General features: G+C 70.8%; 10 protein-coding genes. 1 reads left to right on the top strand and 9 read right to left on the bottom strand.

Annotated elements, in window-relative coordinates; translation table 11 throughout:
* Positions 1-3 precede the first annotated feature (3 nt).
* The 9 genes from O7553_RS28825 to O7553_RS28785 form a co-directional block, all read right to left on the bottom strand.
* Complete coding sequence (locus O7553_RS28825; RefSeq protein WP_281552689.1) at positions 4-564, bottom strand: sigma-70 family RNA polymerase sigma factor; 561 nt, start codon at positions 562-564, stop codon at positions 4-6.
* 31 nt (positions 565-595) lie between these two features.
* Complete coding sequence (locus O7553_RS28820; RefSeq protein WP_281552688.1) at positions 596-3,196, bottom strand: right-handed parallel beta-helix repeat-containing protein; 2,601 nt, start codon at positions 3,194-3,196, stop codon at positions 596-598.
* 34 nt (positions 3,197-3,230) lie between these two features.
* Positions 3,231-4,877: a S8 family serine peptidase gene (locus O7553_RS28815; protein WP_281552687.1), complete on the bottom strand. Its 1,647-nt coding sequence runs from the start codon at positions 4,875-4,877 to the stop codon at positions 3,231-3,233.
* On the bottom strand, positions 4,874-6,616 hold the full coding sequence (locus O7553_RS28810) for an RICIN domain-containing protein (RefSeq protein WP_281552686.1): 1,743 nt from the start codon (positions 6,614-6,616) through the stop codon (positions 4,874-4,876). Before O7553_RS28810 ends, O7553_RS28815 begins: the two co-directional genes overlap by 4 nt.
* Before the next feature lie 699 nt (positions 6,617-7,315).
* The gene (locus O7553_RS28805; protein WP_281552685.1) at positions 7,316-8,548 is read right to left on the bottom strand and encodes a hypothetical protein; all 1,233 of its coding nucleotides are present in this window, start codon (positions 8,546-8,548) and stop codon (positions 7,316-7,318) included.
* Between the two features lie 470 nt (positions 8,549-9,018).
* Positions 9,019-10,323 carry an aminotransferase class III-fold pyridoxal phosphate-dependent enzyme gene (locus O7553_RS28800; protein WP_281552684.1) on the bottom strand — a complete coding sequence of 435 codons (1,305 nt, stop codon included), beginning with the start codon at positions 10,321-10,323 and terminating at the stop codon, positions 9,019-9,021.
* Entirely contained in the window at positions 10,320-11,276 is a 957-nt protein-coding gene (locus O7553_RS28795; RefSeq protein ID WP_281552683.1) for a transketolase C-terminal domain-containing protein, read from the bottom strand. The genes O7553_RS28800 and O7553_RS28795 overlap by 4 nt, the downstream gene beginning before the upstream one ends.
* Complete coding sequence (locus O7553_RS28790) at positions 11,273-12,319, bottom strand: thiamine pyrophosphate-dependent dehydrogenase E1 component subunit alpha (protein ID WP_281552682.1); 1,047 nt, start codon at positions 12,317-12,319, stop codon at positions 11,273-11,275. The genes O7553_RS28795 and O7553_RS28790 overlap by 4 nt, the downstream gene beginning before the upstream one ends.
* A gap of 142 nt (positions 12,320-12,461) precedes the next feature.
* Positions 12,462-13,697 carry an MFS transporter gene (locus O7553_RS28785; protein WP_281552681.1) on the bottom strand — a complete coding sequence of 412 codons (1,236 nt, stop codon included), beginning with the start codon at positions 13,695-13,697 and terminating at the stop codon, positions 12,462-12,464.
* 320 nt (positions 13,698-14,017) lie between these two features.
* On the opposite strand from O7553_RS28785, the gene O7553_RS28780 reads away from it, so the two are divergent.
* Positions 14,018-14,776 carry a ferritin-like domain-containing protein gene (locus tag O7553_RS28780; protein WP_281552680.1) on the top strand — a complete coding sequence of 253 codons (759 nt, stop codon included), beginning with the start codon at positions 14,018-14,020 and terminating at the stop codon, positions 14,774-14,776.
* Positions 14,777-14,831: the final 55 nt, after the last annotated feature.

Genomic DNA, 14,831 nt, shown 5'->3' with positions numbered 1-14,831 from the left:
AGGTCAGGCAGCGGCGCGGCCGGTCACGCCATGCTGGCTCAACGCCCGTTGCAGTTCGCGGGTGGCGTTGTGGGTGCGTGACTTCACCGTGCCCGGGGGTACGCCGAGCACCCCAGCCACCTCGCGATGCGTACGGTCCTGGTAGTAGACCAGGAGCAGCGCCTCGCGGTGCACGGCCGAGAGGCTACGCAGCGCCGGCTCCAGCGCGACCCGGTCCAGAGCTGCGTCGAAGAGGTTCTCCGCCGGCTGCCAGGCCATGGCGGTGACGTCCTCGCTGACCTCGGCAGGGCGAGCCGTCACCCGCCGGGCCTGGTCGACGCTGAGGTTGTGGGCGACCCGCGACAGCCAGGCCTGCGGCGACCGGGCGCTGGCCACCGAGGCCAGATTACGCCAGGCCCGCAGCAGCGTTTCCTGGACCAGATCCTCGGCCCGGTGCGGATCGCCTGGCATCAGCCGCCGGGCGTACCGCTGCAGCGCTGGCCGGCTCTGCGGCACCAGTACCCGCTCGTACCAGGTGACCAGGTCGGCGTGGGTCGGCCGACGCTCGCCCTCGATGATCTCCATCGGATACCTCATCTCTGGCCGTGGAAACCGGTCAGGCCACCGAACCGGCGGCCGGCACATCGGACGCGGTGAGTCTCAGCAGGTCATCGGTCGACGGGTCGGTGAGATCGGCCACCCGCTGCGCCTGGTGTTCGGTCATCCGCTGAAAGATCTGGCGCGCGGCGCGGCCGTTGCCGAACCCGTGGCCGTGGTTGATCGCAGCGAACAGGTCGTGGACGGCGGCCCGCGCGTCGTCGGCGAGCTGGTACTCGTGCTGCCGGCACTGTGCCTCGACGATGTCGGTCAGCTCGGTGGACCCGTAGTCCTCGAACGTCAGAGTCCGGGAGAACCGGGAGGCCAGGCCCGGGTTCGAGGCGATGAAGCGGCTCATCTCGAGGGGGTAGCCGGCCACGATCACCACCACGTCGTCGCGGTAATCCTCCATGAGCTTGACCAGCGTGGCGATGGCTTCCTGCCCGAAGTCGTTGGTGTGACCGGGTGGAACCAGCGAGTAGGCCTCGTCGATGAAGAGGACTCCGCCGAGTGCCCGGCGGAAGACCGCCTGGGTACGGGGGCCGGTGTGCCCGACGTACTCGCCGACCATCGTGGTCCGGTCGGCCTCGACGAGGTGGCCGCGCTCCAGCATGCCCAACGCGGCGAGCAGCCGGCCGTAGAGGCGGGCCACAGTGGTCTTGCCGGTGCCGGGGTTTCCGGCGAAGACCAGGTGCCGGCTCAATGGCGGCGCGGCGAGCCCGGCCTCCCGGCGTCGACGTACCGTCTGCATGAGTTTGATCTGTGCCTGCACATCCTGCTTGACCCGGTCCAGGCCGACCAACGCGTCCAGCTCGGCCAGCAGATCCGGCAGGTCTGCCTCGGTAGGTCGGGCCGCCTCAGTCGGAGCTGCCTCGGCCAGCACGGCACCGGCAGCCGGAGCCCCGGCCACCGCCGGGACGCCGGGATCACCGCTGGCGGCCAGTGCGCTCGGCGGCAACAATGACCTGGCCACGTCGGTCAGCCGGATCTCCTCGAAGACCGGCTGGGCCTGCGGGTCCACATCGACGTCGAGTTCGGTGTCGCGGATCCGGGCGCGCGTGATGGTCGGTGTCGCCCCGGCCCCGATATGGATCGCCGGATATGCGCTGTCAGTGAAGACGCAGTCGACGTACCGGCCGCCGCCGCCCTCGGCGACGAACAACGCGTTCTTCGCACCCGCCGTACACGACGTGGCTGTCACCTGTGGGCTGGCCCCGGTCCACACCACGATGCCGGAGCCTTCGGCGTCACGCACCGCGCACCGCTCCACGGTGCCCCCGCTGTCCTGCTCGAAGACGATCCCGGCGGTGCCGGCCCGGTCGATACGGCAGTCGTCCAGCTCCACGGCGGCACCGACGCCGACCTGAACGCCGGCTCGGCTGCTGGCGTCAACCACACAGCCGGTCAGTCGCACAGGCCGGTCCGAGCCGACGACCACCCCGTTGCGGTTGCCGGCCAGCACGGTGCCCGTGGCCGTCACCCCGGCGCTGTCGGCGGTGCTCAGTCCGGCGAGCCCGCAGCCACGCACCCAGCCGCCGGCCAACTCGACGCTACCTGCCCCGATGGCGTGCAGCCCATGCTCCGCCGATGGCCCCACCAGGGCGCCGGTGGCGGTCAGTCGGCCGGTGCCGCCGACGTGCAGCACGCTGTACGTCGAGTCGCCCAGCAGGGTGTCGGTGAGAGTCACCGTACCGCTATCGGTGACGAAGACCCCGTTGCCGGCGCAGCCGCGCACCGATCCGGCGGAGATGTTGACCTCGGCCTCGTCCCGGCACACCACTCCGGTCGCGCCAGCCCGGTCCACCTCGCAGCGGTTCAGGACCAGTTGCGACCGGTCGGCGGCGACTGCGCCTGCGGCGGCGGGGTCAATCAGCCGACACCCGGTCAGCTCCGTCCGCGCCGACCCGAAGGTGAACACCGAGTCTCCACTGCTGCGACTCACGGTGACGTCCAACCCGGTGACCGACGCCGACTCTTCGGCCCGGATCCCGTTGCGTCCAGCCGCGACGACCGTACAGCGGAGCAACTCGATCCGGGCGGTGCCACGTGCCCGAACGCCCGACCCGGTGACGGAGTCGATCCACATGTCACGCAGAGTCGTCTGCGCCGATTCGCCGGCCACCACACCTATGCCGTCGACGTCCGTGACGACACACCGTTCGAGTAGGACTGCGGCGTTTCCGGTGGCATACAGCCCGGCCAGCCGGGCACCGGTCAGCCGGCATTCGCGCAGCACCGAGCGGGCGTGCCCGATGACCTCGATCCTGCCGCCACGCAGGTCGCAGCCGACGAGTTCCACGCTGCCGTCCTCGATCCGCAGCAGCGGATCACCGGGGTCGGCACCGACCACCGTCAAATCAGTCAACGTCGCCGCAGCGGTAATGCGCACCGGGGTACGCGGCGCCAACGACACGCTGCCCGGCCCCTGCTCGGCACGGACCCGTGCCGCAGTGCCGATGAACAGATCCTCGTGGTACCGGCCGGGTGCCACCAGCACGGTCTGCCCAGCCGAGGCTGCGCGCAGGCCGGCCGCGATGTTCTGCGCAGCTCCCCGTTCGCCGGGCGCCACCCGGACGACGTCCGGATCGGCACCCGCCCGGCGGCCCTTCAGTCGCACCATCTCCACCCCAGCCACACACCGTCGGTGCCAGTACTCACGTCTTTCCACCGTGCGCGTGCACCAGTTGATCCGCGTCCTCGGCACGGCTGTCGAACGGGTCGTCGGCCCGCTCCAGCGCCAGCCAACGCCGCCTGCGCGCCGCCTGGTAGCGGCCCCAGAGCCGACCGCCGGCAAACAGCGCCCCGAGCACGGCGAGGACCGCCAACACCACCGACCAGGGAACCGGTTGAGACCGTTCGTCCTGCTCGAGGACAGTTGCGGGCAGCCTTTCATCGACCAGCCGGCCGGTGACCGCCGCGTACGGATCGAGCCGCCCGACGCTCTCCGGGCCGGCATCGGCCGGCCGGTCGGCGGACACGACGAGCTGCCGGCCGGTCTGTTCCCCGGACAGTCCGGGATGGGCCGAACGCACCAGCGCCGCCGCACCGGCGACGAACGCGGCGGCGTACTCCGGACCGGTGCCTACGTGGGCTCCGGTGCCGGTCGCGCTGATGCTACGGATGCCGGCCGCCGGCGCGAGCAGGTCCACCGAGCCGGCCGGGTAGTCGGCGATCGGTCGCTGGTCGGGGCCGAGGCCGCCAACGCGGAGCAGGCCGTCCCCGGAAGTGATCGCCGGTTCGGCGGCTGGGGCCGGTGCCACCACGACTGCGCCCCAGCCGATCGCTTCGTCGATCGCGGAACGGACCGAAGGGTCAGCGACATCGACGGACACACCGAGCAGGATCACCTTCGCCCCGGTGGCCACCGCGACCTCGATGGCGGTCACGGCTGCCGGTGGGCTCGCCGCGACGCCCCGGTCCACCAGCCGCACCGGGATGACGACGGCTTTGGGCGCCACCCCGACCAGGTCGCCGGCTCTCCCGTCGTCGGCTGCGACGATACCCGCGAGCGCCGTACCCGAGCCGACGCAGTCGGTGTCGCCCTGACCTCTGCCGGATACGATGTCGACGCCTCGGCCGAGCCGGTCACCGAGTTCCGGCCGACCCGCTGCGACACCCGAATCGACGACAGCCACCGAAACGCCGGCACCGGTGGCGGTCCGCCACACCCGCTGCGGCGCGACCAACTGCTGTCCCCAGTTCGAGTCGGCCGGTGGGTCCGCTACCGCAGCCGGCCGGCAGCCGGTGTGGTCGGACGCTGTGGAGCCGGAACCCGTTGGTTCGCCGGCGGGGGGCGCCGTGCTCCGCACCGGAGCGCTGGCCGGGCCGGCCGGGCGGTTGAGCGATCCGGACGGCCTGGGCGAATCAGCCGGTTTGGGCGAACCAGCCGGTTCCGGCGATGCCGTCGCGCCAGGTTCCGCAGCCGTTGTCGTCGGCAGTGCACCGTGTCGAAGTCCGGTGCCGATCGCGTCCCAGGGCAGCACGAGGTGCCAGCCTTCGTTCAGTTGCCCGGGATCGCTCAGCCGCCCGCCGTCCGGCTGCTGCCGCCCGGCGTTGAGTGCCAGGATCTCGCCGGCGCGCTCGGCGTCGCCGAGGAACCGCTCGGCGACTGACCAGAGGGATTCCGGCTTGCCCTGGTACGACGCCATCACCGTGTAGTAGAGGACGTACGGTTGCTCCTGCGAATCGGCCGGCGTGGCCCGTGCGGGCCGACGCTCGGTGACCATCTCCGTGGTCGCCGCCGTCACCGCGACAAGCGTCGCCAGCCCGGTCAGGACCACCCTGGCCAGGTGCCTGTTCACCAGTTGGCCTTTCGAATCAGCGCCCAGTCGTGGTCGTCGTCGGGCCAGCACTCGTAAACCTCGAGACGAAGGCCGATTCCTCCGGTCGCGTAACCGGGAACGTCGAGGCAGAGGTTCGAGGCGGTGTTGATGACCCAGTAGTACTGGATGTCGCCGGACTTGACCGTGGGCTGCAACCGCCAGTACTGGTTCTCGTCGTCGTAACAGCCGGTCTCGTTCAGCGGCGTGGTCGGCGCAACCGAGCCCTTGCCTGGCAGGTCCAGACAGTACTGAGAGGTGACGCTACGAATCCAGTACAGCTGGTTCCCAGAGCTGTCGACCCGGCGCGGGACGAAGGCGTACTCCTGGTTGTCCGGGGTGTGCGGGTAGCAGAGGTCCTGGAGGACCGGCCCGTCGCGTGGACCGGGGCCGACACCCGGTATGTCGATACACCTGTCGGTGCCGAGGTTGTGGATGAAGTAGGGCCCGTACGATCGGTTTGTCCCATCGGCGTCCTTGGCCCTGACCGGCGGCTGGTCAGAGTCGGTCTGTGCCGGGGTGCTCGGCTTCGTCGCCGGCGGCGAAGGCCGCGGGGGCGCTGCGGTCGTCGGGGCGGTGCTCGCCTCCGCTGATCGTTCGGACTCGGTGGTCGGGCTCGCCACTGGAGCGGCCGACGGTGAGGGATCGGCCGACGGGGCCAGCCGAGGATCTTTGCCGTACTCGGTCTCGAAGTGGCCCACCTGCTCGGCCAGGGCAACGACCCGTTCAACACCCGGTACGTCAGCCAGCGACCGGATCGTCGGGTCGCCCCGTAGGAACACGGCCAACGCGAGCGAATAGGCGTCGGGGCCAGTGCCGGGCACCGCTTCCAGCAGCGCGCACATGGTCTCGCCGAGGGCCGGCACCGCCGCGGCCGGGGTCCAGGGTGAGGCCTCCGCCGACGGCCGTACGTAGGCCACCCACATCTCGGGTAGGAACTGCGCGATGCCCTGCTCGCCGGTCGGGCCGAGCCGCTGTGGGTCGAACTCGGAGGTGGCCATGAGCTGCGCGGCGACCCGAGTCGGGGGCATCTGTGGGCAGACTGCGCCCGCGGCCAGGATCAGCTCGAGGTACACGTCGGGCACCGGCAACGGCGCGGCCCTGGTGATCCGCTGCGCGACCGCCGGTTGGGTGGCCTCGGCTGCGGCCCTTCCGCTGCCGCCGAAGGCTGGCTGCGACGCATACCAGATGGCGTACCGTTCCACAGTGTCGACGTACTCGGCGGCCCCGACCGGCACGTCGCCGGCCTCGACAACGGGCTCGACACCGAGCCGGTGCGCCGCCAGTGCCAACAGCCACTTGTCGCCGTCGAGTTCGAGCACCCGCAACTGGCCGACCAACTGGCACATGTGGTGGGCGAGCGCGGTGATGCTGGCCGGCCGATCAGCCGGCCGCGCCCCGTCCCACGGTGCCCACTTCTGCCACACGGTCGGCACCAGCCCGGCAGTGCCCTGCCCGCCGACGGCCTGCACAGCCTCGACCGGGGTCGCCGAGAACCGGGACGCGGCCATCACCTGACCGGCCAGCCGAGCCGGGGTCAGGGTGGGACATGAGGCTGCGGCCTCGGTCAGCAGCCGGACATCCGCGTCGGTGATCGGCGTGCCGGGTAGTGGTTCTCGCGCATCGGCCGGGCTAGGTGCCAGCGAGGCCGTCAGGGTGACCATCGCGACCATGCCCAGGGCCACCCCCATGAACGCCCGGTTGCGAAACCTGGCCGACATGCCCATTCTGGCCACCAACCTTCTCAGCCTTACCTCAAGCCAACTCGCCGTGCCCGCCCGAGGCGGAGGTACCGGTAAGTCGGAGTGGACCTGCTGCAAGCTAGATGCACACAATGTGGAACACAAGCGATCATACCCAACCATCGATGAACTCTGCGTAAATCGATGGCTGTACGGGTTGCTCCTCCAACGAGGGTGAGGGTGCCGCCCCGGCTCCGCTCGGACGACCTGTCTCCGACGGCTGCCGTCGACGCCGTACCTGGCCAGTCTACGAGGGCACTTCGGTAGATCATGTACTTCGAGGGATGTCCCTAGTAGCACCTTGTCACACTTCGATATTGAACGGTGCCTGTATAGCGCCCACTGGCTGGCTTGGGCCCACACTCGGGGGTCCGCGAGCCGCCCACCGCGGTCGACCCACTGCCGCATCCGGCGTCGACGTCGAGATCGTCACCATGGACCCACAGGCCGAGGGCTTCAGCGTCGTCAGACGCCGATGGCTCGCCAGACGACTGGGCGAGGCAGAGCCCGGCGCCGGCGATCGCCACCGTGAAGTCAGTCGATACGCCCATCCATCTATGTTGACGATCAGGCAATCTGAGCAAGGCCGTAGTGCCGGTACGGGCCGCGCTGCTCAGGTTGAGCGGCGCGGCCCGTACGGCGGTTCCTCACTGCGGCTCGGCGCGGAACCGGCGGTGCTCAGCCCGGCATTGCCACCTGTGCCGGGGTCGACCGGTGGGTGGTGGTGCCGTCACCGAGCTGCCCGAACGTGTTGTCACCCCAGCACCACAGGCTGCCGTCGGTGCGTGCCGCGCAGGCGTGGTAGGTGACAGAGAAGCCGACTGTCCAGGTGGTCGCGGTGCCTACCTGTGCCGGGGTCGACCGGTGAGTGGTGGTGCCGTCACCGAGCTGCCCGAACGAATTCTTGCCCCAGCACCACAGGCTGCCATCGGTACGGGTCGCGCACGACGAATCGAGGCTCGCGTCCACACTTGCCCAGTTGCTGGCGGTGCCGATCCGCAGCGGGGTGGTCTGGGAGCCGACGCCCCCGCCGACCTGGCCGTACCCGTCCTCACCCCAGCACCACAGCGTCCCGTGGACGCGGACCGCGCAGGTGTGTACGTAGCCGGCCGTCACCTCGGCCCACGTCGTCGCGGTGCCCACCTGCGTCGGTGTCGCCCGGTAGCTCAGGATGCCGAGACCGAGCTGGCCGTCCGAGCTACTGCCCCAGCACCACAGGGTCCCGTCGGTCCGAACGGCGCAGGTGTGGGCGTAGCCGGTCGTGACGCTCGCCCAGGTAGTCGCCGTACCCACCTGCCGCGGGGTCGTCGCCTTGTAGGGAGACAAGCCGACGCCGAGCTGAGCGTGACGGTTCAGGCCCCAGCACCACAGGGTTCCGTCGGTCCGAACGGCGCAGGTGTGGTTGCTGCCGATGCTGACGCTCGCCCAGGTGGCGGCGGTGCCTACCTGCACCGGACTGGTCCGTCTGGTGGTCGAGCCGTCGCCGACCTGCCCGCTGGAGTTGTTGCCCCAGCACCAGAGCGTCCCATCCGTGCGTACCCCGCAGGTGTTGCCGCTACCGGCGTCGATACCCGCCCACGTGGTGGCGCTGCCGATCTGAACCGGACCGGTCCGGTTCGTGGTGGTCCCGTCGCCGAGCTGGCCGTAGAAGTTGTTGCCCCAGCACCACAGGGTTCCATCGGTCTGGGTCACACAGGTGTGCAGATTGCCGGCGGCGACCTGGGATACCGGCGCGGCGGCGATCGCCACCTCCCGCGCGTTCCGGTCGGCGGAGCCAACACCTGCTGTTGCTGCGCCCGCCGTGAACCCGATGGCCAACACGGTGATCCCGACGGAGGCCGTCACCGCGACAGCGGTTCGGGCTGCCTGCCGCCATCGCATCCGCAGCCAACTCTCCTGGTGTTCGTTCATGTCCTGTTCTCCCAGACATCGTCGGTTCCGGTGAGGCGGCGTTGCCCCGGCAGGTCACCAGCGACCCGCAACTACCTGCCGATGAACTATACATCGATGCCGATCAAATCTTACCGAGACTATGGGACACCGTTGCCAATGACGGGAATGCCCCGCATGAGAGCACTGTAGGAATACGTCATATGAACGCGCTTTCCTGAAGGTGTACGGTCAGCCGCACCACCAGGATCACGGCGTTGTGCTGGCGGACCTGCCACCGCCACCAGTACCTACGTGGACAGTGGCAGGCTGGTGGAGGACTGCACGACAGCACCGTCTGCCAGTCGTACCCCGAATAAATGCGACCTTGTCGGCGGTACCGCGCTACGGTTCTCCGGACGATCCCCGGACATCGGCCGAATGGTCGTTCCCTGCCAGGTTGGCCACTCCGTCCGGGTAACTGCGATGGCGGCGATGGTGGGCCGTGCCGGCTAGCGCGCACCGAGGCGCTCGGCGGCGTACGCGGTGATCGTCTTGCCGAGGATCGCGGCGAGTTCGGCGCACTCGTCGGTGCTGATGGTCAGCGGCGGCAGCAACGGCATCACCCCGTCGGAGTAGCTGGTCAGCAGCCCGTTGTCCCGGCAGGCCAGCCGAAGCCGGTAGACGTCGCGCACCGTCCACGGCGTACCGTCGTCGCGGTAGCGCAGCTCCAGGCCGAGCAACATCCCCTCACCGCGTACGTCACCGACGTGCGGATCGTCGGCCAGCGTGTCACGCAGGATGTCGCACAGCTGCCGGCCACGGTCGCGGACGCCGTCGAGAAACCCGTTGGCGGTGAGGATGTCCAGGACGGCGAGGCCTGCGGCGGCACCGAGCGGGTGCCCGTCGGTGGTGCTGCCGTTCGGGAAGCCGAGTCGGAACGGCGGCTCGGCGAGCGCGTCGTAGATCGGGTCGGCGACCGCGAGCACGGCGAGCGGGAAGTAGCCGGCGCTGACGCCCTTGCCGAGCACGATCATGTCGGGTGGTTCGGGCAGCCGCTCGCTGACCGTCATGGCCCCGACCCGGCCGGCACCGGTGGTGACCTCGTCGGCGACGATGTGGATGTCCCGGGCCCGGCAGTAGCCGATCAGCGCCGCCAACTGGTCGACGCTGGCGGCGTGCAGATAGTTGCCCATCACCGGCTCGACGATGACGGCGGTCACCTGCGACGCGCCGAGCCGGTCGACGACACCGGCGACGGCGTCGAGCAGTTCGTCGCCGCCGGCGACGTGCACCACGCGGTCGTCCAGCGGCGCCGACCATTCGTGCAGGATCTGCTCACCGGTGAGCGCGGTGGCCAACGGCCCGGTGCCGTGGTAGCTGCCGTGCACCGCGATGATCCGGTCACGGCCGGTCTCGCCGGTCATTCTCCGGTGGAAACGGGACAGCATGCCGGCCGCCTCGGTCATCTGGCTGCCGGTGTTGCCGAACCGGATGTGCCGCAGGGTCGGTGGCAGCGTCGCGGCGAGGGCGGCCGCGTACCGCACGGTGACCCGGGGCGGATGTTCGTAGCGCATGACCGTGCCGGACGGCAGCTCGTCGAGCTGGCGGCGCATCGCCGCCTTGACCGGCTCGCATGAGTAGCCGAGGGTGACGTTCCACATCGACGAGCGGGCGTCGAGGTAGCGCCGGCCGGCCTGGTCGACGGCGTAGCTGCCGTCGCCGCCGACGAGGAACATGTCCGGATCGGACTCGGCGAGAAACTCGCCCATCGGGGTGATGCCGTGCCAGGCGTGGTAGGTGGACCGGTCGATCATCGGGCAGCTCCTCGGCGGGCGGCGGACACCACGTGCTCCTCGTCCGGCAGCAGGGCGGCGCTCAGCGGTGGGCTCACCGGTGCCGGCACCGGGGCACCGGCGATCAGGTCGAGCCGGTGCGGCGCGACCGCGCCGGTGCGTACCAGGTGCAGGCCCAGTGCGGACATGACGCTGACGCCGGCCGGGGCCTCGTCGACCAGGATCACCTGGCCGCCGGCAGCGGCACGGACCATGGCGGTGACGCCGTCGAGGTCCAGCGGTGCGGCGGTACGCAGGTCGACCACCTGGGCGTGCAGCCCGTCCCGGTCGAGGACGGCGGCGGCCCGCAGGCAGGTGGCGACGGTGTTGCCGATACCGACGAGGGTGAGGTCGCGGCCGGGACGGGCGCAACCGGCGACGCCGAACGGCAACGCGGCGTCGGTCGGCTCCGGCTCGGGCAGCGACGCCCAGTCGGCGGCGTACAGCCGGGGCGATTCCAGCACCACCACCGGATCCGGGTGCACCAGCGCGGTGCGCAGCAGCCCGGCGGCGGCGTTCGGTGACCCGGGGACCGCGACTACCAGCCCGGGAATCTGGCTGAGCAGGCCGTGCGCAGCGTGCTCGTGCTGGGCGCCGAGCTGCTCACCGCCCTGGGTCAGCCCGCGCACCACCACCGGTACGGTGAACTGCCCGTCGGACATGTACCGCCACTTGGTGGCCTCGTTGACCAGCTGGTCGAAGGCGGTGAACAGGAAGGCGGCGCGGGCGATGCTGACCAGCACCCGGCGGCCGAGCAGTGCCATCCCGACCGCCATGCCGAGCATGGTGTTCTCCGCGATCGGCAGCCGGACCATCCGATCGGCGCCGAACAGTTCGATGAGGTCGGGCTGCTGGTAGGTGCAGAACATGCTCATTGTTGGCTGGTCGGCCAAGGCGCCGCGGACCGCCCCGACGGACGGGTGCCGGCGGGTCATGTCACCGGCTCCCGCACCGTGACGGCCTCCGGCCAGGTTGCGCCGGGTGGCCAGGGCGCGGCGGTGACCGTGGTGACCGCGCTCGCCGGGTCCGGCCGGTCGGCGGCCAGCGCGTCGGCGAAGACCTCGGCCAGCTCCACGGTGATCTGCTCCCGGATCGCGACGACCGGGCTGGCGACCGGGCTGGCGGCCTGCTCGCGGCTGGCGGCGACCGGGCTGGCGACGGTCGGGCTGGCGAGGGTCGCCTCGACGCGGGTCAGCGGATCCCGGACCAGCCAGTGCTCCCGCTCGGCGGCCGGGCGGTACTCACCCGGCGGTTGCGGTCCGAGCTGGGCGTGGAAGTGCCGCAGGTAGGTGTGGGCGACGAGGACCTGCGGGCGGCCGGTCCGGCAGTGGGCCAGGGCCGCCGCCGCGGCCCGGTGCACTGCGGTCACGTCGTTGCCGTCCACCTCGTCGCAGTCCAGCCCCAGGCCGCGGGCGATCTCCCCGGGTGCACGGTGCCGCACCAGGTCGCTCGGGGTGTGGTCCTGCCAGCCGTTCTCCTCGCAGACCAGCAGCAGCGGCAACCCGAGCACGGCGGCGACGGTGAGCGTCTCGTAGGTGGCGCCGGCGCCGAACGCGCCGTCACCGCAGAACGCGACGACCGCCCGGCCGCTGCCGGCGGTCTTCTCGGCCAGCGCGGCTCCGGCCGCGATTGGCAGCTGCGCGGCCACGATGGAGCTGGCACCGAGCAGGTAGCGGGACCGGTCGGCGATGTGCATCGACCCGGCCTTGCCGCCGCAGACCCCGCCGGTCCGGCCGAGGATCTCCCGGGCCAGCCCGGCGGCTGCCACCCCAGCGGCCAGCGCATGCCCGTGGCACCGGTAGAAGCTCACCACCCACTCGTCGGGCTGTCGGGCGGCCAGCGCCCCGACGGCGACAGCTTCCTGCCCGGTGTACGGGTGGACTGATCCGGGCACCTGGCCGGCGGCGGCGCACCGCAGAACCTGCTCCTCGAAGACCCTGATCCGAACCATTTCGCGGTACGCGTCCGACAGGTCCATCGTCTGGGTGTTCCCCGTCCCTGCGCCGGCGGAGATTCATTCACCGGCCGCATCGGAAGCTATCATGATCGCCTGCTGAATGCCGCCAATTATAGGTACCCGATCGACGCCTGTCGCAATACTGGAATTGGTCGGAGTCCGGTCAGGATGTGGTCAGGTTGTGGGCGGCCACCCGCCGGGAAACGACTGCGACGGTGCCGAGAAAGGCCACGGCGGCGAAGCAGATCAGGGTGGGCAGCACCCCCCAGAGTTGTGCCGCGACGCCGGCGAGCAGGGAACCGATCGGTACCGCCAGCACCGCGAGCGCCCGGCTCAACGCAAGCACCCGACCCAGCAGCGGGCCGGGGACCACCGACTGCTGCAGCGACACCGAGGCGATCAGCCAGACCGTGGCGCAGTACCCGAAGATCGTCTCGTAGACGATCAGGGTCAGCACCGACGGCGTGACGGCGGCCAGCGGGATCAACATCAGGGCGGCCCCGGCGAGCGGGGCGAACACCGGGACCACCCGGGGATGGCCGAGCCGGGCGATCACCCGTCGTGCGGTGGTCACACCAGCGACGGCGGCGACGCTGTTCACCGCGAAGGTCAACCCGAGCACCCAGGGCGACAGGTCGAGGACCCGGTAGGCGTACAGCACGTAGAGGCCACCGATCGCGGAACCGCCTAGGTTCAATGCGGCGGCGGTGACCGCGATCCGGACCAGCTCCGGACGACCACGCAGCGCGGCCACCCCGTCGCGCAATGCCCGTAGTGGATGTTCCGGTGCCGGCGGCGGCCCGCCCGGCCGGGGCCGCAGCGCGGCGAAGCCGACGGCGGCCAGCGCCTGCGCCGCAGCGTTCGCCGACATCGCCAGCGCCCCGCCGAGGGTCTGCACCAGCCAGCCGGCCAGCGCCGGCCCGGCGATCTGGCCGGCCGACTGGGCACCGGCCAGCGCGGCGTTCGCCGGCACCAGCCGGTCCGGTTCGACCAGTTGCGGCACGGTGGCCTGCAGGCCGATGGTGACCAGCCCACCGAGGACGCCGGACAGGCCGGCCACGGCGTACAGCAGCGGCAGGGAGAGCACTCCGGCCAGCGCGGCTACCGGTACGGCCAGCACCACGGCGGCGGTGCCGGCGCTGGCAGCCATGAGCAGCCGACGCCGGTCGACGACCCGGTCGACGACCACCCCGAGCAGCGGTGCGGCGAGCGCCTGGGCGCCGTACTCGAGGGCGAACAGGGTGGCCGCCGCCACCGGCGAGGCGTGCAGCGCCACCACCGCGACGGTCGGCAGGGCCAGCGCGGCGACGTGGGTGCCGACGACGCTGGCGGCCTGGGCGGCGACGGCCGGGCGCAGCGGTCGGTCCACCGCGATCGACGTGGCGAGACGGCCGGGCATGGGCACCACTCCTCGGCTCGGTCGGTCGAGTCACCTTCCCACAGCTGCGGTCACCATCGAAAGCTACGGTGACCAAGGTAAATACCGTTTGCCCGTTCCACCGGTCGCGAACCGACCACCACCCCGGACGATAATGCTTGCCGTACCGACGCGAGGTCATTTATGCTCATCACATCGTGCACCACCGCCGGCGCACATCCTCACCGACGCAATCAATCGACTGACACGGATCGACTGAACCAAATCAGTGAACCGAGAATCTCCCGCTTGCCGGAATCCCGTGGCCGACGCTGGGCGGCAAGCCTGTTGGGGAGTTGCCAGTGGCACTCATCGATGCCAATGATCTTGATCGCAACGAGTTGGCGTACCGTGTCTTCGGCGTGACCCGCGACAAGACGCCGTGGCGCGCCGCGGACATCATCGCTGACGGGCCGGCGGACCCCAGCTGGGAGCGGGCCGAGCTGGCCTGGCGGATGTCCTCCCGCGGCTACTACGCCGAGCAGGCCGGGCTGGTCGCCGCCGCGACGCTGGCCGCGCAGACCGAGGACGCGCCGCTGCGGTTCAGTCTCGCCCTGGCCACCGCCGACGAGGCCCGGCACGCGGACGCGTTCTACCAGTACGCGAGCCTGGTCGGCGGCGGTGAGCCGGAGCCGGAGTCGCCCGAGCTGATGCAACCGCTGGACACGGCGCTGACCCAGCTGCCGTACATGGGCCGGGCGCTGGTGCACACCATGTTGGAGGGCTTCGCCGCCGACGAGTTCATCCTACTTCGCGAGGTGTTCGCCGGCGACCCGCTCGGCCAGCTCTACCACCACGTACGCCGCGACGAGATCCAGCACGTCGCGATCGGGCTGAACTACCTGGCCCGCGAGTCCGCCACGGACGAGGGGCGCGAGCTGTGGCGCGAGTACGGGCCGCAGTGGCATGAGATCGGCATGCGACTGACCTACCTAGACAAGATTTCGGTGTCCCTCGCCGAACTGACCGGCCGTGAGCCCGACCGGCTGCGGCACTGGTTTCTCCGCCGGCACCGGGCCCGCCTGAGTGCCGGTGGAGTCGACATGGACGGAGGGAGGTGAACATCTTGACCATCAAGAAGGTCACCATCAAGACGCCGGCCCACGGCACCTGCAA

Source organism: Solwaraspora sp. WMMA2059 (assembly GCF_027497315.1).
GTDB lineage: Bacteria > Actinomycetota > Actinomycetes > Mycobacteriales > Micromonosporaceae > Micromonospora_E.
The sequence above is the reverse complement of the archived record's forward strand: the minus strand, read 5'-3'. Positions and strand labels throughout refer to the sequence as shown.

Bases quoted from the DNA above. Each gene is read 5' to 3' on its own strand.
- O7553_RS28820 (WP_281552688.1), bottom strand. From the start codon at position 3,196: ATGGTGCGACTGAAGGGCCGCCGGGCGGGTGCCGATCCGGACGTCGTC.
- O7553_RS28810 (WP_281552686.1), bottom strand. From the start codon at position 6,616: ATGTCGGCCAGGTTTCGCAACCGGGCGTTCATGGGGGTGGCCCTGGGC.
- O7553_RS28785 (WP_281552681.1), bottom strand. From the start codon at position 13,697: ATGCCCGGCCGTCTCGCCACGTCGATCGCGGTGGACCGACCGCTGCGC.
- O7553_RS28790 (WP_281552682.1), bottom strand. From the start codon at position 12,319: ATGGACCTGTCGGACGCGTACCGCGAAATGGTTCGGATCAGGGTCTTC.
- O7553_RS28825 (WP_281552689.1), bottom strand. From the start codon at position 564: ATGGAGATCATCGAGGGCGAGCGTCGGCCGACCCACGCCGACCTGGTC.
- O7553_RS28805 (WP_281552685.1), bottom strand. From the start codon at position 8,548: ATGAACGAACACCAGGAGAGTTGGCTGCGGATGCGATGGCGGCAGGCA.
- O7553_RS28800 (WP_281552684.1), bottom strand. From the start codon at position 10,323: ATGATCGACCGGTCCACCTACCACGCCTGGCACGGCATCACCCCGATG.
- O7553_RS28795 (WP_281552683.1), bottom strand. From the start codon at position 11,276: ATGACCCGCCGGCACCCGTCCGTCGGGGCGGTCCGCGGCGCCTTGGCC.